Below are 23,656 nucleotides of genomic sequence, written 5' to 3' on the forward strand. Positions count from 1 at the left end.
GGGGGGGGCGGGGGGCCCGCGCCGCCCCGGGGGGGGGGGGGGGGGGGGGGGGGGGGGGGGGGGGGGGGGGGGGGCGGGGGGGGGGGGGGGGGGGGGCCCCCCCCCCCCCCCCCGCCGCCGTGATGGAACGGTCAGGCATCACCAGCAGGAGACGGCCGTGATCGCGCCGGTCGGCTGGGTGACGTTCACGAAGTCGGTGGTGCTCTGGCCGAGCCAGTTCGTCGTCGTGACCGCGTATTCCACCGTCTGGTACTCCACGTCCAGCGTCCAACCCTGACCCGGGTTGATCGTGACCTCGAAGCCGAGGTTCCTTTCGATGGACGTGTTGACCTCGGCACCGAGGCTGACGGTGAGTGCCTTCTCCACCGAGGCCGAGACGTTCGCGTTGACCTTGTAGTTCACCGTGTACTTGGCGCTCTCGGTCAGCTTCATCGGCACGGGGCCGTTGTTCTTCTTGCAGGGCTGCCGCAGGTTCGCCTTCGGGCCCTCGCGGAACTTGACGACGGAGTCCCCGCCACCGCCACCACCGCCGCTGCCCTCGCCCGAGCCCGAGTAGCTCGGCTCCTGCGGGTCCAGGGGATAGTTGGGCTCCACGGGATGGTCATCGATTTCGCCCGTGATGACGACCACCTCGCCACCACCACCGCCACCGCCACCTTCGTCGCCACCGCCACCGCCACCGCCACCACCACCGCCACCTTCGTCGCCACCGCCACCGCCGCTGCCGTCGTCCCAGCCACCGCCGCTGCCGTCGTCCCCCGGGGGGTACGGGTCCGGCTCGTCCGGCGTGCAGTCGGACCACGAGTCCCCCCAGCAGCCGGCGACTGCCAACTGCGGGGCCACCAGCGCGGGCACGACGGTGAGAACGGTGGCGCCGAGTGCAGCGCCGACCACGAATTTCCTGAGGTTCATTGCCTTCATTCCGATGGGAGGGATGTCCGATGAGGGCCCAGGTCACAGGTGGCTCCTCGGCGGCGCGGCGCAACAGTGGCGGGACTGCCAGGTGTTGGCCAGGATGCATTTCCGCCACCGCCCCGACGTGTCCGGTGGCCTTGCGCAACGGCGTCACAGGCCGTGCGGAGACTCTCCGGAGGCGTGCGCGCCGAGCCGGTGGCCACTCATCGAGTGGGAACCTGCACGTCCGAGGTGCCGGCCGGAGGCGGCGTCGAAGAACTGGACCGTCGGTCCGCTCTGACCGACGACGGCGAGTACATCGCCTTCTCCACCGGCGCGGGGGACTGCTGCACAGCGGCTCCTTGAACGGGGCGAAGCGGGAGTGCCACGCGTCTTCGTGGGCGTCTCCACTCTCCGGCGCCGGCGGCTGCGACAGCAATGCAAAGTCTGACATCTAATCATTGCCGCAAACGCAAAAGTGCAGTTCAAGAGATCGGCGCCAATGGATCTCAACCTGCTGCTCGTCCTGGACGCCCTGCCCGGCGCGACCCGGCGCACCGGCACCTCAGCCCCGCCCCGTCGGCGCCCGACCCGCCCGCACCGCCGCCACCAGCGCCGCCGGGTCGTCGGCGTGGAAGCGCAGGCCGGTCGCCTCGCCCCGGGCGCCGAGCGGCCGGACGTACGGCAGCGGGCGGGCGAGCTCCACCGTGACCGTGGTCTGGCTGCCCACGACCAGGTCCAGTACGCCGTCCTCGTCGACCTGCACCAGCCGCCCCTCGGGGTAGCGGCGCTCCACCCGTACGGCCGCGACGGCGTCGGCGGGCACCTCGAGGTCGAACAGGGCCCCGTACCGCACCCGCAGCGACCCGTCGGGCCGTACGACGTGGGGCCGGGTCACGCACGCCGCGTGCATCGCGAGCACGATCAGCACCCCGTACACGTCCAGCACCAGCACGACCCGGTGCACGGCGGGCCACGGGACGAGGTACGCCAGGCCCACCGTCTCGATCACGGAGACGAAGAGCAGCCCGTACGTCATGGCCGTCTGCGGGCCGGTGTACGGGACGGCCAGCTCGCCCCCGCCCACCCCGTGCCGGCGGCGGGCCACCCAGAGGGCGAGCGAGGCGCCCGCCCGCAGTTCGTTCGCCACGGTCCGGCGCAGCCACCGCGGCACCCGCCGGACCGCACGGCGGGCGAACGCCCGGGCCGCCCGGCCGGCGGTCACCCGCGCGGCCACCTGGCCACCCGCCACACGAGCCAGCCGCTCACGAACCCGCCGCATCCCGGCCCCCGTACCTCGCCCCGAGCCTCATCCCGCACCTGCGCGCCCCTCGCCACCGTCCCCTTCCCCTCCCGCTCGTTCCGCTCCCACTGCCCGTTGCGGCGCCTCCCCGGGCCGCCCGAGGCGGCGGGACATGCCGTCCATCACCCGTCGTACGACCTCCGCCTGCGCGGGTTCGAAGTCCGCGAGCACGGCCTCCACGACGGCCGGCGTGCTCGGCCCGCCGTACGGGACGGCCGCCATCACCTCGTCCGGGACGGCGGCCACCATCGCGTCCGCCAGCGGTCCGATCCGGGGGTCGTCCGGGGCCGCGTCGGCCAGCTCGTCGAGCCGCTCGTACAGCGCCAGCACGGCCGGGTCCCGGGCGAGCGGGGCGAGGGCCGCGTACAGCTGCGGCCCGCCGGCCCCCGCGGTGTCCAGCAGCGCCAGGTGCTCGCGGTCCTTGGCGGCCGTGGGCGAATCGGTGGCCGGGGCCAGCGCGAACAGCTCGGCGAGCGCGGGCGGCAGCGCCTCCGCGTCGCCGCCGGGCGCCTCGCGCAGGGCGGCGAGCCGGCGCCGCCGGTCGCCGATCGCGGCCTCCTGTCGGGCCAGGTCCGCGTCCAGTTCCGCCAGTACGTCGGCCAGGTCGCGCCCCGCGTCGTCGGCGAGCACGTCCCGGACCTCGTCGAGGCCCAGGCCCAGCTCGGTCAGCCGGCGGATGCGCGCGAGCAGCACGGCGTCGCGCACGGTGTAGACCCGGTAGCCGTTGGCCCGGCGCCGGGGCTCGGGCAGCAGCCCGACGTGGTGGTAGTGCCGGATCGCCCGGGTGGTGACCCCGACGAAGGCGGCGATCTCTCCGATCCGCATGCCCCCATTCCAAACCCTGCCGCTGCGGCAAGGTCAAGCGACGGCCGCCGCGCGGGTAGCATGGTCACCACGGCAGACGAGCCGGCCGGACGGCCGCGTCGGGGTCCTCGGACCCCGCCGAGGAACGTCCGGGCTCCACAGGGCAGGGTGGTGGGTAACGCCCACCCGGGGTGACCCGCGGGACAGTGCCACAGAAAGCAGACCGCCGGGGGCCTCGGCCCTCGGTAAGGGTGAAACGGTGGTGTAAGAGACCACCAGCGCCTGGGGTGACCCAGGCGGCTAGGTAAACCCCACTCGGAGCAAGGTCAAGAGGGGTCGGAGCGATCCGGCCCTGCGCGGACGATCGAGGGCTGCCCGCCCGAGTTCGCGGGTAGACCGCACGAGACCGGTGGCAACGCCGGTCCTAGATGGATGGCCGTCTCCCCGGCGACCGCGAGGTCTCCGGGTGACAGAACCCGGCGTACAGGCCGACTCGTCTGCCGCCTGTACCCCCGACCCGGGGCGATGGTTCGGCCCCCGTGATCACGTGCCCGTCGGGGGCGTTCCGCGCCTCGTACGACACGGGACCGAAGGCACGGCGGTCCTCCGCGACGACTTCACGGAGCTTGGCCATGGCCAGCCATTGCTCCGGTGCCTCGGAGACCACGGAGGAGAGCCCGGTCTCGCCGGTGCGCTCTTCCACTTCCGTCACGAGAGATCTCGGCAGCGGCACGGACCGCTTCTCGGCCCGCTCTGGTACGGCGGGCGTGACGTGGAGGCTGCTCATGCCCAACACGTAGCACCACCGGTAGGAAGGTCGCCATGGGAGCGCGCGAAGGGCGAAGGCGCCGCTGGGGGACGGGGCCTTCGCCCGCAGGTACTTCAGGAACCACGCACTACGGGTCCTGCGGGAACCGCGGGAACTAGCGCAGGCCGGCCTGGGAGCGGATGCTCATCTTGCCGTTCTCGAAGAGGAACGTGGCGACGCCGAAGGTGCTCGACTGGTCGCAGTTGTACGTCGAGGAGCGCATGCCGCGGGTCTCGGTCTGGGCCATGCGGACGCAGGTGCCGGCGCCGGTGATCTCCTTCATCTGCGCGATGGTCTTGCCGCGCGTGACCTTGAGGTACTTGGCCTTGGTCATGCGGCCGTTGGACTTGCCGCCGTCCAGGAAGACCTGGCTGCGGATCTCCAGCTTGTTGTTGGAGAAGGTGAAGTCCGCGACGCTGAAGGGCTTGTCGCCCTTGCACTCGTACTGCTTGATCCGCACGCCGCCGGCGGAGGAGTCGGACTGCAGCTTGCACGCGCCGCTACCCGCGGTGGCGTGCATCGTCGCGATCGACGAGCCGAGCTTGATCTTGTCGTACTCGGCCTTGGTGATCCGGGCGGTGGCGGCGGAGGCCGTCGTCGCGGAGGCCAGGCCCAGGGCGGCGGCGAGGACGGGTACGGCGATCAGGCGCATGCGGGACATGCTGTCCCTTTCTGTGTCGACGATATGGAGATCGTGAAGATCTCCGGCATCCTGCACAGATTTTCGACTCGACGGTAAGGTCGATTTTCAGCCAGCCATATGCGAAGACCGGCCATGGGCCGCTCGTGCGGTCCATGGCCGGTCTCCGTTCACGACGCGTCGGCGTCGCGTCAACGCAGGTGTGACGTGTCGTTCAGCAGGCGCAGCGACGCGTTGCCGTCCGCGTAGTACGCCACCGCGGACAGCGACGCGGCGGCCAACTCCATGCGGAACAGGGCCTCGGGCGGCGCGCCCAGGGCCAGCCGGACCAGCGTCTTGACCGGGGTCACGTGCGTGACCAGCAGGACCGTGCGGCCCTGGTACCGGGCGAGCAGCCGGTCACGCGTGGCCGACACCCGGCGGGCGACCGCGGCGAAGCTCTCGCCGCCGCCCGTGGGCTCCGCCTTCGGCGAGGCCAGCCAGGCGTCGAGGTCGGCCGGGTAGCGCTCGCGCACCTCGGCGAAGGTCAGGCCCTCCCAGGCGCCGAAGTCCGTCTCGCGCAGCCCCTCTTCGACGATGACGTCCAGGCCGAGGCGCTCGGCGACGGCCTGGGCGGTCTGGCGGCAGCGCTTCAGCGGCGAGCTGATGATCGTCTGGATGGTGCCGCGGGCCGCGAGGGCGGCGGCCACGGCCTCGGCCTGGCGCCGGCCCGCCGCGGAGAGCTCCGGGTCGGTGCCGCCGCTGCCGGAGAACCGCTTCTGCGGGGTGAGCGCGGTCTCGCCGTGGCGGAGGAGGACGAAGGTGGCGGGCGTGCCCAGGTCCGGCGCACCCCAGCCGGCGGAGGGGGCCGGAGCGGCCTCCGCCGGAGCCGCGTCCGCCGGGGCCTCGACAGGGGCCGCGGCGGACGTACCCGCCGCCGACCGGTCCGCCAGCGCCGCCCGCACCGCCGCCGCGCCCGCGGCGGCGTCCCCGGGCGGACCCGAGGGCGGCGGGACGGCCAGCGCGCGGGCCGCGCCCGCGTCGAGGGCCGCCGAGGAGGCGGACGGCGACCACTGCTCGCCGCGCCGGCCCGCGTCCATGGCCTCGTTGGCCAGCCGGTCCGCGTGCTTGTTCTGCTCGCGCGGGATCCACTCGTACGCGACCTGCCCGCCCGGCAGGACGCGGGCGGCCTCGGCCGCCAGCGGCTTCATGTCCGGGTGCTTGATCTTCCAGCGCCCCGACATCTGCTCGACGACGAGCTTGGAGTCCATCCGGACCGTGATCCGGGCCTCCGGGTCGAGCTCGCGCGCCGCGGTCAGTCCGGCGATCAGGCCCTTGTACTCGGCCACGTTGTTCGTCGCGACACCGATGTACTCCGCCCGCTCCGCGAGCGTCTCACCGCTCGCCGGGTCGAGCACGACGGCGCCGTAGCCGGCCGGCCCCGGGTTGCCCCGGGACCCGCCGTCGGCCTCCACGACGAAACGGCGCATCAGATGCCCGAGTCGGCCGTACGGACGAGGATCCGGCCACAGTTCTCGTGCCGCACGACCTTGTCGCGCGCGGCCGCCTTGATCTCGTTGACCTCGGCGAGGTCCAGCTCGATCTGGCAGCCCATGCAGCGGCGCTGGTACAGCTTGGCGGCGCCCACGTCACCGGTCTTGGCACGGATCTTCTCGTACAGGGCGACCAGGTCGGCCGGCATGGCGCCGACGACGACCGCGCGGTCCTTCTCCAGGCCGGCGACCTCGGCGTCGATCTCGCCCGTGGCGGCGTTCCGGCGGGCGGCGGCGTCGTCGGTCTTGGCCTGCACGGAGGAGACGCGCTCGGTCAGCTCCGTCACGCGCTCGGCGGCGGACTCGCGGCGCTCCATGACCTCCAGGACCACGTCCTCGAGGTCACCCTGGCGCTTGGCCAGCGAGGTGAGCTCGCGCTGCAGGTTCTCCAGGTCCTTGGGCGAGGAGACCGCACCCGAGTCGAGGCGCTGCTGGTCGCGGACGGCGCGCTGGCGCACCTGGTCGACGTCCTGCTCCGCCTTGGTCTGCTCGCGGGCGGTGTCGCTCTCCTCGGTCTGCGCGGCGATCAGCAGGTCGCGCAGCTGCGTCAGGTCCTTGGAGAGGGAGTCGAGCTCGGCGTGCTCGGGCAGCGACTTGCGCTTGTGCGCGAGCTGCGACAGCCGTACGTCCAGGGCCTGGACGTCGAGGAGTCGGATCTGGTCGGCGGGCTCGGCGTTCAGTTGGGGGCTCCAGTGGTTGAGATGGCGGACGACGCCGCGTGGGCGGTCCAGGGGTCGGTGACCGTGTGCGAGACGTGGGTGCGCAGGCCCCAGCCGTGCCGGTCGGAAATCGCGTCGAGCTGGGCCGCGGCCTGCTCGCACCAGGGCCACTCGGTGGCCCAGTGGGCGGCGTCGACGAGGGCCAGCGGGCTGGTCTCGCGGGCCTCGGACACCGGGTGGTGGCGCAGGTCGGCGGTGACGAAGGCGTCCACGCCGGCCGCGCGCACCTGCGCGAAGAGGCTGTCGCCGGAGCCGCCGCTGACCGCGACCGTCCGGATGACCTGCTCGGGGTCGCCCGCGACGCGGATGCCGGTCGCGGTGGCGGGCAGCCGCTTCGCGACGCGCTCGGCGAACTCGGCCAGCGTCTCGGGGTGGTCGAGGGCGCAGATCCGGCCCAGGCCCCGGCGGCCGGCCGGGTCGGTCGGGTCGGGCACGAGGGGCCCGGTCACGCGCAGGTCGAGGGCGCCGGCCAGGGCGTCGGAGACGCCGGGGTCGGCGGTGTCGGCGTTGGTGTGCGCCACGTGCAGGGCGATGTCGTGCTTGATGAGCGTGTGCACGACCTTGCCCTTGAAGGTGCCGGCCGAGACGGTCGTGGTCCCGCGCAGGTAGAGCGGGTGGTGGGTGACGACCAGGTCGGCGCCCAGCTCCAGGGCCTCGTCGGCGACCTCCTGGAGGGGGTCCACGGCGAACAGCACGCGGGTGACCTCGGCGTCGGGGTCGCCGCAGACGGTTCCGACCGCGTCCCACTGCTCGGCCCGCTCGGGGGGCCAGAGAGCGTCGAGCGCGGCGATGACTTCAGACAGACGGGGCACGGGAGCAAGGCTACCGTCCGTACGGGCTCGACCCTGTCCTCGGTCCGGGCCGGGTCCGCCGGCCCCCGGGCCCGGGGACTCACGCACCGTCCCGCCCCTGTACGGATCGGGTTACTGTTCGACCTGACCGGCTGAACTGGGGGGATCCATGCGCCAGGGCGACATCCTGGATGCTCGCTACGAGTTGGTACGACGCCTCGACGCGGGCGGAATGGGCGAGGTCTGGGAGGGGGTCGACCGGCGCATCCGCCGGCCGGTGGCGATCAAGCTGATCCGCGAGGAGGCCGACCCGGCGCTGGTGCCCGAGCTGGTCGAGCGGCTGGGCCGGGAGGCGACGGCCGCCGGACGGCTGGCGCACCCGCACATCGTGGCGGTGTACGACTACCACAGCGTCGAGCAGGACGGCGTGCCGCTCGTCTACATCGTGATGGAGCTGGTGCGCGGCCGATCGCTGGCGGAGGAGCTCCGCAGCGGCCTCCCGCCCCTGCCGCAGGCCCTGGCGTGGGCCGAGCAGATCGCGCTGGCGCTGGAGGTCGCGCACGGGCCGGAGGCGGGGGTGGTGCACCGCGACCTCAAGCCCGTCAACGTGATGATCACCAACGGCGGGCTGGTCAAGCTCCTCGACTTCGGCATCGCCCGGTTCATGGCGGAGAACGACACCCACCACACCCGGCTGACCGGCGGGCGCATGATCGGCACCCCGCTGTACATGGCGCCGGAGCAGTGCCAGGCGGGTCCCGTCGACGGGCGCACCGACCTCTACGCCCTGGGGTGCCTGCTCTACACGATGCTGACCGGGCGGCCCCCGTTCACGTCCGAGGGCGGTCTGCTGCAGGTGATGTACCAGCAGGTGCACGCGTCCCCGCCGCCGCCCGGCACCCTGCGCCCCGACGTGCCGCCGGCGGTGGACGCGCTGGTCATGGACCTGCTGGCCAAGTCGCCGGGCGACCGGCCGGCCGACGCGAGCGCGGTGGTGGAGCGGTTGCGGGCGCTGGGCCTGCCGACGTCGGCTCCGGCCGCGGCCCGGCCGGTCCGTCCCGCCCCCGGCGCCAGGGGCCCGGCCGATCACCCCGCACCCCACCCGCCCACCGGACCCGCCGAGGACGACCCCGCGGCGGACGACCTCACGGCGGACGACCCCACGGCGGCCGTACGGGCCGAGCTGGAGCGGTGCGCCGACGACGCGCGCGGCGAGAGCGACCCCGGCCGGGCCCGCGCCCTGCTCGCGCAGCTCGCCGCGGAGGCGGTGCGGCTGCTGGGGGCCGATGACCCGCTGAGCGTGGAGATCGCCTTCGACCTGGCGTGCTCGACCGCGCGCGACGGGCAGCACGAGGCCGCCGCCCGGATGCTGGCCGAGGTGATCCCCGCCCTCGCGGACCTCCACGGCCCCGACGACCGCCGCACGCTGTACGCCCGCTGCCTCCTGCCCTGGTACATGGCCGGCGCCGGCGTGCCCGCGGACGCCGCCGCCCTGTACGCGATGGTCGTGCCCGACGTCCGCCGGGTCCTGGGCGAGACGGACAGCCTCACCCTGCACACCCGGTTCCAGCACCTGGTGCAGCTGGGCGAGGCGGGCGACCACGTGCAGGCCGTCCAACTGTGGGCGCAGCTGATCCCGCTGCTCGACGAGGCCGAGCGGGTGGTGGGCACCCTGGCCGCCGACGCCCGGGGCAGGCTGGCCGGCAGCATCCTGGAGCTGGCCGACTCCGAGGAGGTCGCGCCCCGGCTGTGGGTGCTCGTGCCCGACCTCGTGAAGCTGCTCGACAGCCACGAGGAGGCGGCGTACGCGGCCCGGACGGTGCTGGTGCGCTGGACCGCGGCGGCCGGCACGGACCGCGAGTCGCTGCCCGCCTGGCGGGTGCTGGTCTCGGACAGCGGGCGGGCCCTGGGCGAGCGCCATCCCCTCACGCTGACCGCCCGCTCGCTGCTGGCCAAGCACACCGAGGCGGCCGGCGACCCGGAGGAGGCGGCGCAGCAGCTCGAAGCACTGTTGCCGGAGCTGACCGCGGCCTTCGGCCCGGACGCGCCCCCGGTGCTGCAGGCCCGGTTCCTGTTCGCGCGCGCCAGCGCGGCCGTCGACCAGGCGGTCGGCGGGGAGCTGTGGCACCGGCTGATACCGGACCTGGAGCGGGTGTTCGGCACGCGCCACCGGCTGCCGGTGGACGCCCGCTTCCGGCTGGCGCTGGGCCTCGCGGAGGACGGGCGCGAGGCGGAGGCGCTGCCGCTGCTGGAGCCCGCGCTCCGCGAGCGGATCGGCCTGTTCGGCGACGGCGACCCGGTCAACCTGCGCGGCCGGTTCGCCCACGCGAGGGGGATGGACCTGTTGGGGCACCGGTCGACGGCCCGGCACCTGCTGTCGGCACTGCTGCCCGACCTGCGGTGGACCCTGGGGCCGGAGCACGAGCTGACCCGCGCCGCGCAGCGGTGGCTGGGCATCGGGGCCGAGGACCCGGCGGCGGCCGCGGGCGGCCTGGCCTGACGGGCGCGTGCTCCGGGCCGGGCCGGGCCGCTCCCCGACCCGCCCCGGCCGATCCCCGACCGGCCCGCGCCCCCTCCCCTGACCAGGTACGTCACCGCGGAGGCGGGCAGTGGGCCGGCCCCTCCGCGGACCCGCGCAGCACACCCGCCTCCCCGCTCACCGGCGAATCGCCCGTTGGCCACCCTTATGTGTGAAGCGCGTGTGCTCGTGTTGTTCGGCTGGAAGTGCGAAAACTAGCTTCCTCGCTGGAGGTGACGTACCGATGACAGCCAGTGCCATCGATCCCGCCGCGACCGCCTTCGTGATCGCCGCGGACGGCTCGTACGCCGCGCGGCTGGCGGGCGACGGAGAGGCCCGGTTCCCCGAGCGCTGGACGCTCTGCGGACCGGAGCCGTACGCGGTGCCGCTCCCCCTGGAGCAGCCCGAGGAGGCGGACAGCGAGGTGCTGCCGCTCACCGACGGGCGGGTGCTGATCCACCGCCGGGTCGCGGACCGGCACGCGTTCGCCCTGCTCTACCCGACGGGCCACGAGACCGGTCCCCGCACCGGCGAGCTCCAGCTGGGCGGCATCGAGGCGAAGGAGGGGCGCCGGGTGCGGCTGCTGCCGCCGTCGCCGGACGGCACGAGCGCGTACGCCCTCGTCGTCGACGGGGCGGAGAGCGCCGTGTGGCGGGTCGCCGGCAGCGGGTCGGAGCGGGCCGGCGCCGGTACCGACGGCCCCGAACGGGTCGCCGAGGTGCGCGGGCGCTGCTCGGGGGGCGTGTGGCTGGACCGTACGGGGCGCATGCTCGCCCTGGACCGCGAGCTGGCCGGCGTCGGGGTCAAGGCGGTGGCCGTGGACCTCACCCGGGGCGGTGACGTGACGCCGCTCCTCCAGATCGCCGAGGGCAGCAACGACCGGCTGCTGCTCGCCGAGCCGGACAGCGGGCTCCTGATCATCCGGTCCGACGCGCCGGGCGAACCGCGGCTGGGCTGGGGCGTGCTGGGCAGCGCCCGGCCGGTCCGGTTCCCGGAGTGCCTGCGGGCGGAGGCGGACGGGGCGGAGCCGTTCGCGGTGCAGCCGGGGCAGGCGCTGATGCCGGAGAGCAGCGCGGTGGCGTTGCGGCTGGCGGACGGCGGGCTGGGCCTGTGGCGTCCGGCGGACCGGCGGATGTTCTCACTGCGCGGGCCGGTGGGGTGGCTGGGCGGGGCGGGGCTGTGGACGCCGGAGGGTGCGCTGCGGCTGCCGTACGCCACGCCGGAGGTGCCGTGCGGGGTGTTGACGGTGACGGTCCCGCATCCGGTGCCGGCGATAAGGCTGGTGCCGATGTCCGTCCCGGCCCAGCCGGACCCGTCCGCCCCGGGCGGGGCCGCCGGGCTGGGCACGGGCCCGGGCCCGGGCCCGGACACCGGTCTGGGCCGGAACGCCGACCCGGGGCCGGACGCCGGGCCGGGACGGGCCACCGGCCTGGGGCCGGGCACGGGCCCGGGCTCCGGCGAGGCCGCCGCCGGGACCGCCGGCACCGGCGGTACGGGCCTCGGCGCGGCGGCCGGCCGGGCCCCGATCCGCCCGGTCCCGCTCCAGCAGGCCCCCTTCCCGAAGGGTCCGCAGGGCGTGTTCTACAAGGTCTTCGGCTAGCAACGGCCTTGACCGCGCCTCGCGTTCCCCTTGCGGTGCCCTCGGACTGCGTGGCGCCCCCTCGTCCTGTCAGTCCGGTCTGATTAGATGCGGACTGTGAAACAGGGGGGCGACCGTGTCCGGGGGGACGCGGCCGCAGAGTGAGAAAGCGATTCGCATGTCTGACGTCATCACCGACACCATCCAGGGACGACCGGCGGGGGCCGAGGGTCGTGGACGCCACCGTGGCGCCGCGTCCCCCGAGGACTCGGCGGTTCAGGCGCTCGGGCGCCACCGCAGGACCTCCGCGACCGCGGAGGAGCAGGCGGCCTGAGGCGGCCGACGCCGCCGAAGCACGTCGAAGGGCCCGGGGGACACGATCCCCCGGGCCCTTCCGTTCGCCGGCAGCCGCTCGGCTAGCCGCGCTTCAGACCCAGCACCTCCGCCGCCGCGAACGTCTCGTTCGCCGGGCGGGCGGCGTAGTGCGGGGTGAGGAGCTCGTCCAGCTCCTCGTACGAGAAGGCCTCCTTGGCGGTGTCGAACTTGGCCGCCACCCGCGGCCGTTCCATCACCGCCACCATCCCGCCGTGCACCACGAACAGCTGGCCGTTGGCCCGCCCGGCCGCCGGCGAGGCCAGGTAGCCCACCAGCGGGGAGACGTGCTCGGGCGCCAGCGGGTCGAGCTTGCCCTCCTCCGGGACCTGGAAGCCCGCGAAGACGTCCTCGGTCATCCGGGTGCGGGCGCGCGGGCAGATGGCGTTCGCCGTGACGCCGTACTTCGCGAGGGCCAGCGCGGTCGACGTCGTCAGCCCGACGATGCCGCCCTTGGCCGCCGCGTAGTTCGGCTGCCCGGCGGAGCCGGCCAGGTAGGCCTCGGACGAGGTGTTGACGATCCGCCCGTAGACCGGCCCGCCGGCCGCCTTGGACCGCTCGCGCCAGTGCACGGCCGCGAAGTGGGTGGTGTTGAAGTGGCCCTTGAGGTGGACGTGGATGACGGAGTCCCACTCCTCCTCCGACATCGAGAAGACCATCCGGTCCCGCAGGATGCCGGCGTTGTTGACCAGGACGTCGAGCTTGCCGAAGCTGCTCACCGCCAGCTCCACCAGCTCGCGCGCCTGACCGAAGTCGGCCACGTCGCCGAGGTGGGCCACGGCCTGCCCGCCGGCCGCGCGGATCTCCTCGGCCACCTGCTCGGCCGGAGTCGCCGAGGCCGCCCCGGTGCCGTCCCGGCCCGGCTGCCCGAAGTCGTTGACGACGACGCTCGCGCCGAGCCGGGCGAGCTCGATCGCCTCGGCCCGGCCGAGGCCCCGGCCCGCGCCGGTGACGATCGCGGACAGGCCCTCAAGTGGCAGTGACATCAGGCACGTTCCCCTCTCGGATCACGGAAGGTGTCGCTCGTTGGTGCACGGTGTCGCCCGGAGCCGTCGGCCCTCAGAGCTCTATGCAGGTGCGCAGGGCCACGCCGGTGCGCATCTGGTCGATCGCGTCGTTGATCTCGGCGAGCTGCACGCGGTGGGTGATCAGGCCCGCCAGGTCGATCCGGCCGGCCCGCCACAGGGCGATGGTGCGCTCGTAGGAGCGGAGCACGTCCCCGCCGCCGTACATCGACGGCAGGATCTTCTTCTCGTCGAAGAACAGCGAGAACATGTTGACCTGGAAGTTGTCGTCGAGGGCGCCGGCGCCGACCACGACCACCGAGCCGCCGCGCCGGGTCATCTCGTACGCCTTGTGCGCGGTGGCGGACTTGCCGACGACCTCGAAGACGTAGTCGAAGCCCTCGCCCGCCGTGATCCGGTTCTTGGCGTCGCCGAACTCCTCGGGCGAGATCGCCCCGGTGGCCCCGAACCGCAGCGCGGCCTCGCGCCGCGACGCCACCGGGTCGACGGCGACGATCTGGGCGGCGCCCTGCACCTTGGCGCCCTGGATGACGGAGATGCCCACGCCGCCGCAGCCGATGACCGCCACCGAGGAGCCGGCGGCCACCTTCGCGGTGTTGATGGCCGCGCCCAGCCCGGTGGTGACGCCGCAGCCGATCAGCGCGGCGATGTCGTACGGCAGGTCGTCCGGGATCGGGACCGCGCACCCGGCCGGCACCACGACCTCCTCGGCGAACGTGCCGGTGCCGGCGAAGCCGAAGACGTCGCCGTCCGCGCGGCGGAAGTTCGGGGTGGCGACGTTCGCGAAGGACTCCAGGCACAGGTGGCCCTCGCCGCGCTTGCAGGAGGGGCAGTGCCCGCACGGCGGCAGCCAGCAGACCAGGACCCGGTCGCCGATCCTGTGGCTGGTGACGCCGTCGCCGACGTCCACGATCTCGCCGGAGCCCTCGTGGCCGGGCACGAACGGGGCGGGCTGCGGCAGTACGCCGTTCATCGCGGAGAGGTCGGAGTGGCACAGGCCGGTGGCCTTGATGCGGATCCGGACCTTGCCGGGGCCGAAGCCGACGGCGGCCATGTCGTCGACGACCTCGAGCTTGTCCTGGCCGATCTCGCTCTGCAGTGCTGCGCGCACGGTGCGGCTCCTTTGGCTGGGTTACGCGTGTTCGACGAGGGTGTCGGCGAGGACCGGGGCGTCGTCCCGGTCGGCGGCGGTCACGGTCACCTGGATGCGGCCGGGCTCCTGCCACATGCGCATCCGCAGCGTCTCGCCCGGGAAGACGATGCCGGCGAAGCGGGTGCTGTACGCCCGTACGCGCGAGACGTCACCGCCGAGGAGGGTGTCCACCACGGCCTTGAGCGTCATCCCGTACGAGCACAGGCCGTGCAGGATCGGCCGGTCGAAGCCCGCCGTCTTGGCGAAGTCGGGGTCGGCGTGCAGCGGGTTCCAGTCCCCGGAGAGCCGGTAGAGCAGGGCCTGCTCCTCGCGGATGGTGCGCTCCACCGTCCGGTCCGGCTCGCGCGCGGGCTCCTCCAGGCGCTCGGAGGGGCCGCGCTCGCCCCCGAACCCGCCCTCGCCCCGGACGAAGATCTGCGCGTCGGAGGTCCACAGCGGGCCCTCGGCGTCGGCGACCTCGGAGCGCAGCACGATGACGGCGGCCTTGCCCTTGTCGTAGACCGCCGCGACCTTCGAGCTGGAGGTGGCCCGCCCCTCGACGGGGATGGGGCGGTGCAGCCGGACGGCGTGGCCGCCGTGCAGGACGGCGGCGAGGTTCACCTGGATGCCGGGGGCACCGAGGCCGCCGAGCATGGCCATGCCCGCGCCCGCGACGGTGGCGAAGCTGGGCAGGACGTGGAGTTTCGACTCGAGGGTGTAGCGCAGCTCGTCGGGGTCCGTGGCCGGGATGCCCGCGCCGAGTCCGAGGTGGTACAGCTGGATGTCCTTGTGGTCCCAGCTGATGTCACTCGTGCGGGGTTCGGCGGCGAGGGCCCGTGCGGCATCGATCGGCATGCGGCTGCTGCTCCTTCATTGCCCGGTGGTGCGCAGGGGTGCGGAAGCGGATGGAACGTGGAAGACCTCGGTGCGGCCGTCCGCACCGTCGGCCGCACCGAGGTCGTCTGCGGGCCGGCCCGCGCGCGTGGCCCGCGCCCCGTGCGCTGCGCGGCGCTCCGGGGGCAGTTCTAGAACGCGTTCTAGGCCGGTGGCCCCTATGTATAACGCACCACCCAGCACTTGTGAAGACTGCTGACGTGACGTCAGAAGTCGCGTCGGACCCGCCCGGCGGGCGACCCGGCGGGCGTACGGGGAGTGCGCCCCCTACCCTGGGCGGGTGGACGAAATGCCCCGGAATTTCCGGACGACGAGGTCGTTGCGGGTCCTGCTGGCCGAGGGGCCGGGCACGCCGGCCGGCGCGCTGGCGGTGCTGCTCGGGCTGGAACCGGACCTCGACGTGGTCGCCCTGGTCGCGCCGGGCGCGGACGTGGGCGCGGCGGCCCTGACGGCCCGTCCGGCGGTGGCCCTGGTGGACGCGGACCGGCCGGCCGCACTCGCGGAGGTGGCGGTGGTGTGCGGCGAGGCTCCGGAGTGCCGGGTGCTGGTGCTGGCCGGGTCGGCCCGGCCGGGCCTGGTGCAGGGGGCGCTGGCCGCGGGGGCGGCGGGGGTGGTGCTGCGGGACGATCCTCCCGCGGCACTGGCCGACGCGGTCCGCCGCGCCGTGACGGGCGAGCCGGTCACGGACCCGGTGCTCGAGGCGTAGGCCCGTTCGGCGTCGGCGGGTGCGTTTCCCGGCCACCGAATGACGGATTCCCCCGCAGCGCCGGCCCTCGTGCTGGACCAGGATGAGGCTCCCTCAACCTAGCTTCGTGGAGACGGAATCATGCGCGTATCCGCCCTGCCCGCGACCCTCGCCCTGGTGGCCGCCACACTCGCGGGAGGCGCGGCTCCGGCCGCCGCCGACACCCCGGAGGGCACGCTCCTCACGGTCTCCCTGGAGGCCGGTACCGCCGCCCTCCACCACAACACCGCGACGGTGACCTACGAGCGCGTGGCCGGCGAGGTGAACGCCTTCAAGATCACCTCGATACGGGAGGTCTCGGCCGGGCGCGACTGCGTGTGGGTGGAGTGGAACGACCCGAACGGCTGGAACAACGGATGGAACTCCCTCACCACCGAGCCCGCGTGCTACGGCTACGTGATGCTGGAGACGCCCAACCGGATCATCAAGGCCCCGGCCGACCACCCGCTCAAGGTGCGCCTGATCGCCTACCACGACGACTCGGCCGAGATCATGCACAAGGACGTCGCGAAGCTCTGAGCGAGGTCCGTGCGGGCTGTACGGGTCATGCGGCCCGTACGGCCCGAACCGAGGAAGACAAGCCTCAGCACCAGTTCGGGCTTCAATTACACGGAAGCCGCAGGCGAAGTCGCTCAGATGCGCATGCGACAGGCGTACCGGATACTGAGTGAGGCGCAGCCGCTGCTCGGCACATCCTGATGGCCGGACTCTCGACCTTCCGGACCGGTCTCCGCGCACGCGAATTCGGCGCCCCCTTCCCACGGATCCCGCGTCGGCAGGACATGCCGCCGACCGGGTCATCAGCGATCGCGACGTCGATCGAGATGGGGCGAGTGACCATGATCTACGACCTGCTCGCTGGCAGCTGGACCTACCGCAGCTTCGTCAACCAGTCCGCCGTCCTGCCCGAGCTCGACCCCGAGCACATGGTGGCGGACGACGTCAAACAGTGGTCCGGCTACCTCTTCGGCCAGGGAGTGATGACGTTCCACCCGACGGTCACCGGCGGGCTCACCGGGGTCTTCGAGATGGGCACCGCCGAGAGTCCGCTCGACATGCACCTGAACGGAAAGATCGAGGAGCGCGACGGAACCACCTGGATCAAGTGGAACGCCCACGGCCTGCCCGGAACGCCGAGCGACGGCTGGCTGTACGAGTACGACGCGCACTACACCGCCAAATGGCCGGACGGCTCCAGCCAGATCGACGCGATCGTCGGATCGGTCGTGCGCAGCCAGACGCACGGCGACCTCGCGCCGAACCAGACGAGAGACCGCGCGGCCCTGCGGGGCGCCACCGCCTCGTTCCTCATGGTGCGCCCCGCGTTCGTCGAGGCGCGGGAGGTGATCGGTCTGCCTCCCGAGATGCTCGAAATGGTGGGATCACGGCACCATCGTCTGCACCACGCGCTCTGGCACGGGCTGCGGGACTACTGGAACACCCCCGGTGAGGGCGACATCTCGAAAGCCGACAAGCTGGAGATCGCCAGGCTCGGCTGGGAGCCACCGCACCCGAGCCAATTCCCCACGCGCGGAACCAGCAAGAACCGCGAGCCGGACAACGGTGCCGGTGAGGACTTCCTCTTCATGCACCGCCAGATGATCCACGAGGTCCGCGAGCTGCTGGACGAGCACGGCCTGCCCATGGTCCCGGGTTGGAAGTCCATCCCCACCCCGAACCGGCGGTCAGGGAACCTCGACGGATTCTCCGTGCCCCAGGCATGGGACCAGGGGAAGGGCGACGGCACCTCCAAGGGACTGGCGCTCATCAAGAGCGACGAGTTCTGGCAGTCACGGATGACCTTCCTCGAGCGGAAGTTCAAGGATCCGAAGTACCTGGCGACACTCTCGCTCGACCAGCTCGGCCAGAAGATCGAATGGTTGGTCCACAACCAGTTGCACATGCGGTGGTGCTCGCTCCCGAGGGACCCCAAGACGACCGCGCCCCTGCCGGGCGGCCGGCCGGTCAAGGAGTCCTCCGACAAGTGGATCAAGGTCTGGCAGGGCAACGGCAAGCCGTTCTACTACGACGATCTCAACGACGCGTTCTCGTCACACGTGAACCCCCTCTTCTGGCGCCTGCACGGCTGGGTCGACGACCGCATCGAGGACTGGTTCGAGGCGCACGCCGCCGCGCATCCAGGGCAGGTCACCCGCACGACCGTGGGATCCGTTCCGTGGTTCGCCAAGGGGCAGTGGGTCGGCCTCGAGACGCCGTGGGTGGGCCCGACGTGCGCCGGGCACGGACCGGGTGGACACACCGACGGCCACGAGCACGGCGACCACGCGCACGACGGTCAGGCGGCCGTCGGTCACGTGGACGGCGGCCCCGAGCACGGGGACCACGCGCACGACGTCCCTGCCGACGGCGGCCACCACCACGGGGGCCACGAGACCGGAGGCCACGGGAGCGGCGGTCACGAGACCGGGGGCCACGGGAACGGAGGCCACGGGAACGGCGGTCACGACCACGGCCGGTACGACGTCGAGGTCATGCAGCGGGTCTACGACCTGATCTTCAATCCCGAGGCGGAAGCAGCGGACGAGGATCCGGAAGGGGCGGCCACCCGCACCGTCCAGTTCACCGACAGGTTCTACCGGGCGGAGTCCCGCGTCGGGAGCGGTACGCCCTGAGGGCGGCCGACCCGGACGGCCCGCCGGCTCCGGGGGCGGAGCCCCTCCGCTCCGCCCCCGGAGCCTTCGGCGGGGTCAGTCGCGCCGCAGCAGGGTGACGACGGCCGCGCCGCCGAGGCCGATGTTGTGGGCGAGGCCGACGTGGGCGCCGGGGACCTGGCGGGGGCCGGCCTCGCCGCGCAGCTGCCAGACGAGTTCGGCGGCCTGGGCGAGGCCGGTCGCGCCCAGCGGGTGGCCCTTGGAGATCAGGCCCCCGGACGGGTTCACGACCCACCGCCCCCCGTACGTCGTCGCCCCCGACTCGACGAGCTTGCCCGACGCGCCCTCCGCGCACATGCCCAGCGCCTCGTACGTCAGCAGCTCGTTGACCGAGAAGCAGTCGTGCAGTTCGACGACGTCCACGTCCTCGATCCCGAGGCCCGACCGCTCGTACACCTGCCTGGCCGCGGCCGCCGTCATCGGCCTGCCGACCACGTCGATGCACGAGCCCGAGGAGAAGGAGTCGGCCGTGTCGGTGGTCATCGCCTGGGCGGCGATCTCCACCGCCTTCGCGTGCAGCCCGTGTTCGACCATGAACCGCTCCGAGACCACCACGGCAGCGGCCGCCCCGTCCGAGGTCGGCGAGCACTGGAGCTTGGTCAGCGGCCGGTGGATCTCCCTCGCCGCGAGGATCTCCTCGACCGTGTAGACGTCCTGGAACTGCGCGTTCGGGTTGTCGGCGCTGTGCCGGTGGTTCTTCTCCCCCACCGCCGCCAGCTGCGCGGCCGTGGTCCCGTACCGCTCCATGTGCTCGCGCGCCGCGTTGCCGAAGATCTGCGCGGTGGGCGGGGTCATCTCGAACCCGTGCCTGGCGGCCATCACCCCGTAGTGCCGGGCCACGGGCGAGGTCTTGAAGTCTCCGCCGTCGGCGCCACCGCCCAGCGCGCCCTTCTTCATCTTCTCGAAGCCCAGCGCGAGCACGCAGTCGCTGATCCCGCCCTCGACGAACTGCCGGGCCATCATCAGGGCCGTGGAGCCGGTGGCGCAGTTGTTGTTGACGTTGTAGACCGGTACGCCGCTCAGCCCCAGCTCGTACGCGGCCCGCTGGCCGGCCGTCGAGGCCTGGAAGCAGTACCCGACCGGCACCTGCTGCACGTGCCCGTAGTCGAGGCCCGCGTCCGCGAGGGCCGCCGTGCCGGCCTCCTTCGCCATGTCCCAGTACTGCCAGTCCCGCGACTCCGGCTTCTCGAACTTCGTCATGCCGACGCCGACGATGTAGGCCTTCATCTGTCGTGTACCCCTCTTCAGTCCCGTGGCAGGCCGAGGATCCGCTCGGCGACGACGTTGAGCTGGACCTGGGTGGTGCCCCCGGCGATGGTCAGGCAGCGCGACATGAGCATCCCGTGCACCGCCCGCTCCCCCGCCCCCTCCCGCACCGCGCCCGCCGGGCCCAGCAGTTCGAGCGCGAGCTCGGCGGTCCGCTGCTGGTGGGGGGTCTGGACGAGCTTGCGCACGGACGCCCCGGCGCCGGGTTCGAGGCCGGACACCTGCTGGAGGGTGGTGCGCAGCCCGATGCAGGCCAGGGCGTGCGCCTCGGCGGCCAGCGCCCCGATCCGGAGCCGGTACGTGTCGTCGAGCGCGGCCGACCGGGAGATCAGCGCCTCCAGCCCGGTGTCGAAGGCCATCTGGTCGGCCATGTGGACGCGCTCGTTGCCGAGGGTGTTGCGGGCCACCCGCCAGCCGCCGTCCACCTCGCCCACCACGGCGTCGGCGGGCAGCAGCAGGTCGTCGAAGTAGACCTCGTTGAAGAGGGCCTCGCCGGTGATCTCCTTCAGCGGCCGGACGTCGATGCCCGCGCCGGCGCCGGCCCGCATGTCCACGATGAAGTAGGTGAGCCCCTTGTGCTTGGGCGCCTGCGGGTCCGTCCGGGCGAGCAGGATGCCGAAGTCGGCGCTCTGCGCCGAACTCGTCCACACCTTCTGCCCGTTGATCCGCCAGCCGGCGGCGGTGCGCTCGGCCCGGGTGCGCAGGGAGGCGAGGTCGGAGCCGGCGCCCGGCTCCGAGAACAGCTGGCACCAGGACAGGTCGCCGCGCAGGGTGGGCAGCAGGAAGCGGTCGAGCTGCGCCCCGGTCCCGTAGGCGAGCAGCGAGGGCACCACCCAGGTGGCGATGCCGAGGTCGCTGATGCGGACGCCGGAGGCGGCCATCTCCTGCTGTACGGCGAGCTGCTCGACGGGGCCGGCGCCCAGTCCGTACGGGGGCGGCAGGTGCGGGGCCGCGTAGCCGGTGGGCGCCAGGGCGCGGCGTGCCTCGGCGGGTCCGAGGCCGCGTACGTCCGCCAGCGCGACCCGGGCGCGGGCGCGGTACTCCGCGGCCTCCGCCGGCAGCTCCAGCCGCAGCTCCCGGCGGGCGCCGGCGGCGGCGAGCCGTACCGCGCGCAGCCGGTGGCCGTCGCCGGCCCCCAGCAACTGCCGGGCGACGAGGGCGCGGCGCAGGTTCAGGTGGGCGTCGTGCTCCCAGGTGAAGCCGATGCCGCCCAGGATCTGGATGCAGTCCTTGGCGCACGAGTACGCGGCGTCGAGCGCGGTGGCCGCGGCGAGCGCGGCGACCAGCCCGCGGGGGCCGGCGGCCGCGCCCTCCTCCGCGGCCGTCTCCGCCCCGGCACCGGCCCCGGCGGCGTCCTCGTCCGCCGCCCGTGCCGCGTCCCACGCCAGCGCCCGGGCCTGCTCGACCCGGACGAGCATGTCGGCGCACAGGTGCTTGATGCCCTGGAAGCGCCCGATGGGCTGCCCGAACTGCTCGCGCACCTTGGCGTACTCGGCGGCGGTGTGCAGCGCCCGGGCCGCGGTCCCGCACGCGTCGGCCGCGAACAGAGTGCAGGCGAGGTCCCGCACCAGCGCGGAGTCGACCGCGAGCCGCCGCCCGGCCGGTACGACGAGCCCCTCGGCCCGCACCTCCGCCGTCGGCCGGGTCGGGTCCGCGCTCTCGTGCGTCCGCACCCGCAGCCCGTCGGCGTCGACGGCGAACCAGAGCCGCCCCTGCGCGCCCGACTCCGCGGCCAGCAGGACGAGGTCCGCCTCGCCCGCCCCCAGCACCGGCGGGGCCGAGCCGTCCAGCACGTACGACGCGCCGTCCGCGCCCGGCACGGCCGTCAGCGTGCCGGGCCCCAGCGCCACCGCGCCGATCCGGCCGCCGGCAGCCAGCTCACCGGCGAGGTCGTCGGCGCCCGCACGGGCCAGCAGCGCGGAGGCGAGCGCGTTCGCCAGGTAGGGGCCGGGCAGCGTGCCCCGCGCGGCCTCCTCCACCACGACGGCGAGGTCGAGCAGGGTGCCGCCCTCCAGGTGGGGGGCGAGCAGGCCCTGCGCGGCCATCGCGTCCCAGTACGCGGGCCGCGTGCCGACGGCCGGCGGCGGGGCGTCCAGCAGCTTGCGCACGTCCTCGGGCGGCACGGCCCGCGCCACCCACCCGCGCACCGCCTCGGCCAACTCCCGCTGCTCGCGCGTGATCCCGATGCCTCCGATGCTGCCCATGCGCGGCAGAGTAGAACACGTTCCAATCTGACGGAAGGTCAGATGAAGGTGTTCTTGTCACCGGAGGCGTTCGGTCCGAGGAGAGGCCCGGCAGGCCGGCTCAGTAGGGCACCCCCCCGATCGCGCCCCGTATGATCCGCTCGGCCTCCACCCTGCACGTGTCGGTCGGGTGCTGCCATCCGCTGAGCATCACCCACACCACCAGGTTCGAGTCGCGCCCGCCGAGGCGGCAGCCCGACTCGGTTTCCCAGAACCCCAAGTACGCCTCGTCCGTACCGGACACCGAGACGGGCTCGGACTGCGTCTTCTCCGCGGTCTCGACGAGGCCCGCGCGTGCCGCCCGCGCGCCGGGCGCGAGGCCGTCCGTCGCCGGCGCGGCGCTCGCCGACAGCCCCCCGCCGTCGGCGCCCGCGTGGACCGTCCAGCTCACGGTCGCGTGCGAGTCCGTCGCCCCGTCCTCGGTCCAGGAGCAGAACTCCGAGGTCCTCCGGACCACGCTGGCGCCCTCCCGCGGGAGGTGACCCGAGATCGGGAGGTTGTCGCCGAGCTTCTCGCAATCCGGCACCGTGGAGTACACATCCCCCTCCGGCTTCTCGCCCGCCCCCTGGAACCAGATGGCGTACACCAGCCCGAAGGCCAGGCCCGCGACCGCCAGGGCCGCCCCGGCCCAGGTCAGCCGCAGGATGCGCCGCCGGACGGGGTCGGCCGCGGCGGCCGTGACAGGATCGACCGCGGTGGCCACGGCGGTCGACCCGACCCGCGCACCGCCCCCACCGACAGCCGGAAGGAGGGGGCCGGCCGCCGCCGCGTCGACCACCGTCCGCTCGGGCGCCCCCAGCAGCAGGTCGACCTCCGCCTGCTGCGCCGCGACCAGCTCCCGCACGGCCTCGGGCCACCGCCCGCCGCTCCCACCCTCTTCACCGATACCCCCCGGGGCCACCGGCCCCAGCAGCTCCAGCAGCCGCTCCGGGGCGGGCCGCCCGGCCGGGTCCTTGGCCAGGCACGCGGCGACCGCGTCCCGCAGCCCCTCCGGTACGCCCGACAGGTCCGGCTCCTTGTGCACCACGTCGAACAGCGTCTGGAACGTCGACTCCGCCGCGAAGGGGCTGCGCCCGGTGGCCGCCAGTACCAGCACCGAACCGAGCGAGAACACGTCGCTCGCCGGGGTCAGTTCCTTGCCCTCGGCCTGCTCGGGCGACATGAACGCGGGCGACCCGACGACCACCCCGCTCTGCGTCAGTTCCGTCACCGCCACCCCGTCGGCGGCCTCGGCCACCCGCGCGATGCCGAAGTCGATGACGCGCACGCCGTCCTCGGCGAGCAGCACGTTGTCCGGTTTGAGGTCGCGGTGCACCAGCCCGGCCCGGTGGACCTCCACCAACGCCGTGGCGAGGCCCGCGGCGAGCCGCCGCACGGTCTCCCCGGGCAGCGCGCCGACCCGGTCGACCACCGTCCCCAGCGACGGCCCGGTCACGAAGACGGACGCCAGCCAGGGCGTCTCCGCCTCCGGATCGGCGTCCATGACGGCGGCCGTGAACGCCCCGGACACCTTCCGCGAGGCCGCGACCTCCCGCCGGAACCGGGCCCGGAAGTCGTCGTCCTCGGCGTACCGCGCGTGCACCTGCTTGACCGCCGCCAGCCGCCCGTCCGGTCCGGCGGCGAGCAGCACCCGCCCCATGCCGCCCCGCCCCAGCTCGGCCAGCAGCCGGTAGGGCCCGACCTCGACCGGATCGGTCAACCTGAGCTTCCTCATCGCTC

At 73.8% G+C, this 23,656-nt stretch carries 19 protein-coding genes and 1 other RNA gene; 7 read left to right on the plus strand and 13 right to left on the minus strand.

Annotated elements, in window-relative coordinates:
* Nucleotides 1-138 precede the first annotated feature (138 nt).
* The 3 genes from ACIQCH_RS31665 to ACIQCH_RS31675 all read right to left on the minus strand — a co-directional run bounded on the left by ACIQCH_RS31665 (nucleotide 139) and on the right by ACIQCH_RS31675 (nucleotide 3,022).
* Nucleotides 139-912 carry a DUF6426 family protein gene (locus tag ACIQCH_RS31665; RefSeq protein WP_402586584.1) on the minus strand — a complete coding sequence of 258 codons (774 nt, stop codon included), beginning with the start codon at nucleotides 910-912 and terminating at the stop codon, nucleotides 139-141.
* Between the two features lie 547 nt (nucleotides 913-1,459).
* Nucleotides 1,460-2,176, minus strand: coding sequence for a hypothetical protein (locus ACIQCH_RS31670; RefSeq protein ID WP_402586586.1), 717 nt, complete (start codon nucleotides 2,174-2,176; stop codon nucleotides 1,460-1,462).
* Between the two features lie 27 nt (nucleotides 2,177-2,203).
* Entirely contained in the window at nucleotides 2,204-3,022 is an 819-nt protein-coding gene (locus tag ACIQCH_RS31675) for a MerR family transcriptional regulator (RefSeq protein WP_402586588.1), read from the minus strand.
* Between the two features lie 77 nt (nucleotides 3,023-3,099).
* Between ACIQCH_RS31675 and rnpB the strand changes: the two genes are divergently transcribed.
* An RNA gene (gene rnpB / locus ACIQCH_RS31680) (RNase P RNA component class A) lies at nucleotides 3,100-3,501 on the plus strand.
* 423 nt (nucleotides 3,502-3,924) lie between these two features.
* Here rnpB and ACIQCH_RS31685 read toward each other — a convergent pair.
* From ACIQCH_RS31685 to ACIQCH_RS31700, 4 genes are all read right to left on the minus strand, one after another.
* On the minus strand, nucleotides 3,925-4,470 hold the full coding sequence (locus tag ACIQCH_RS31685; RefSeq protein WP_402586589.1) for a hypothetical protein: 546 nt from the start codon (nucleotides 4,468-4,470) through the stop codon (nucleotides 3,925-3,927).
* A gap of 170 nt (nucleotides 4,471-4,640) precedes the next feature.
* Nucleotides 4,641-5,918: a bifunctional RNase H/acid phosphatase gene (locus ACIQCH_RS31690; RefSeq protein ID WP_402586591.1), complete on the minus strand. Its 1,278-nt coding sequence runs from the start codon at nucleotides 5,916-5,918 to the stop codon at nucleotides 4,641-4,643.
* Nucleotides 5,918-6,661, minus strand: a complete 744-nt coding sequence (locus ACIQCH_RS31695) for a zinc ribbon domain-containing protein (RefSeq protein ID WP_402586642.1) — start codon at nucleotides 6,659-6,661, stop codon at nucleotides 5,918-5,920. The genes ACIQCH_RS31690 and ACIQCH_RS31695 overlap by 1 nt, the downstream gene beginning before the upstream one ends.
* A complete protein-coding gene (locus ACIQCH_RS31700) occupies nucleotides 6,658-7,512 on the minus strand; it encodes a Nif3-like dinuclear metal center hexameric protein (RefSeq protein ID WP_402586592.1) in 855 nt (284 codons plus the stop codon). Before ACIQCH_RS31700 ends, ACIQCH_RS31695 begins: the two co-directional genes overlap by 4 nt.
* A gap of 148 nt (nucleotides 7,513-7,660) precedes the next feature.
* On the opposite strand from ACIQCH_RS31700, the gene ACIQCH_RS31705 reads away from it, so the two are divergent.
* The 3 genes from ACIQCH_RS31705 (at nucleotide 7,661) to ACIQCH_RS31715 (ending at nucleotide 11,922) form a co-directional block, all read left to right on the plus strand.
* Entirely contained in the window at nucleotides 7,661-9,991 is a 2,331-nt protein-coding gene (locus tag ACIQCH_RS31705) for a protein kinase (RefSeq protein ID WP_402586594.1), read from the plus strand.
* 262 nt (nucleotides 9,992-10,253) lie between these two features.
* Nucleotides 10,254-11,609: a hypothetical protein gene (locus ACIQCH_RS31710; RefSeq protein ID WP_402586596.1), complete on the plus strand. Its 1,356-nt coding sequence runs from the start codon at nucleotides 10,254-10,256 to the stop codon at nucleotides 11,607-11,609.
* A gap of 157 nt (nucleotides 11,610-11,766) precedes the next feature.
* The gene (locus ACIQCH_RS31715) at nucleotides 11,767-11,922 is read left to right on the plus strand and encodes a hypothetical protein (protein WP_402586598.1); all 156 of its coding nucleotides are present in this window, start codon (nucleotides 11,767-11,769) and stop codon (nucleotides 11,920-11,922) included.
* 82 nt (nucleotides 11,923-12,004) lie between these two features.
* Here ACIQCH_RS31715 and ACIQCH_RS31720 read toward each other — a convergent pair whose 3' ends face one another.
* The 3 genes from ACIQCH_RS31720 to ACIQCH_RS31730 all read right to left on the minus strand — a co-directional run bounded on the left by ACIQCH_RS31720 (nucleotide 12,005) and on the right by ACIQCH_RS31730 (nucleotide 14,972).
* Nucleotides 12,005-12,946: a 3-oxoacyl-ACP reductase gene (locus ACIQCH_RS31720; protein ID WP_402586600.1), complete on the minus strand. Its 942-nt coding sequence runs from the start codon at nucleotides 12,944-12,946 to the stop codon at nucleotides 12,005-12,007.
* Between the two features lie 73 nt (nucleotides 12,947-13,019).
* Nucleotides 13,020-14,096 (minus strand): Zn-dependent alcohol dehydrogenase, encoded by a 1,077-nt coding sequence (locus ACIQCH_RS31725; protein ID WP_402586602.1) that lies wholly within the window; start codon nucleotides 14,094-14,096, stop codon nucleotides 13,020-13,022.
* Between the two features lie 21 nt (nucleotides 14,097-14,117).
* On the minus strand, nucleotides 14,118-14,972 hold the full coding sequence (locus ACIQCH_RS31730; RefSeq protein ID WP_402586604.1) for a MaoC/PaaZ C-terminal domain-containing protein: 855 nt from the start codon (nucleotides 14,970-14,972) through the stop codon (nucleotides 14,118-14,120).
* 328 nt (nucleotides 14,973-15,300) lie between these two features.
* On the opposite strand from ACIQCH_RS31730, the gene ACIQCH_RS31735 reads away from it, so the two are divergent.
* The 3 genes from ACIQCH_RS31735 to ACIQCH_RS31745 all read left to right on the plus strand — a co-directional run bounded on the left by ACIQCH_RS31735 (nucleotide 15,301) and on the right by ACIQCH_RS31745 (nucleotide 18,389).
* Nucleotides 15,301-15,717: a DNA-binding response regulator gene (locus tag ACIQCH_RS31735; RefSeq protein ID WP_402586606.1), complete on the plus strand. Its 417-nt coding sequence runs from the start codon at nucleotides 15,301-15,303 to the stop codon at nucleotides 15,715-15,717.
* 120 nt (nucleotides 15,718-15,837) lie between these two features.
* A complete protein-coding gene (locus ACIQCH_RS31740; protein WP_402586608.1) occupies nucleotides 15,838-16,275 on the plus strand; it encodes a hypothetical protein in 438 nt (145 codons plus the stop codon).
* 314 nt (nucleotides 16,276-16,589) lie between these two features.
* Entirely contained in the window at nucleotides 16,590-18,389 is a 1,800-nt protein-coding gene (locus ACIQCH_RS31745; protein ID WP_402586610.1) for a hypothetical protein, read from the plus strand.
* Nucleotides 18,390-18,464: 75 nt separating this feature from the next.
* Here ACIQCH_RS31745 and ACIQCH_RS31750 read toward each other — a convergent pair whose 3' ends face one another.
* The 3 genes from ACIQCH_RS31750 to ACIQCH_RS31760 form a co-directional block, all read right to left on the minus strand.
* Nucleotides 18,465-19,655 (minus strand): lipid-transfer protein, encoded by a 1,191-nt coding sequence (locus tag ACIQCH_RS31750; protein WP_402586612.1) that lies wholly within the window; start codon nucleotides 19,653-19,655, stop codon nucleotides 18,465-18,467.
* 17 nt (nucleotides 19,656-19,672) lie between these two features.
* The gene (locus ACIQCH_RS31755) at nucleotides 19,673-21,898 is read right to left on the minus strand and encodes an acyl-CoA dehydrogenase family protein (protein ID WP_402586614.1); all 2,226 of its coding nucleotides are present in this window, start codon (nucleotides 21,896-21,898) and stop codon (nucleotides 19,673-19,675) included.
* 100 nt (nucleotides 21,899-21,998) lie between these two features.
* Nucleotides 21,999-23,651: a serine/threonine-protein kinase gene (locus ACIQCH_RS31760; protein ID WP_402586616.1), complete on the minus strand. Its 1,653-nt coding sequence runs from the start codon at nucleotides 23,649-23,651 to the stop codon at nucleotides 21,999-22,001.
* Between the last annotated feature and the right edge of the window lie 5 nt (nucleotides 23,652-23,656).

It is taken from the genome of Streptomyces sp. NPDC093225, assembly GCF_044753805.1.
GTDB lineage: Bacteria > Actinomycetota > Actinomycetes > Streptomycetales > Streptomycetaceae > Streptomyces.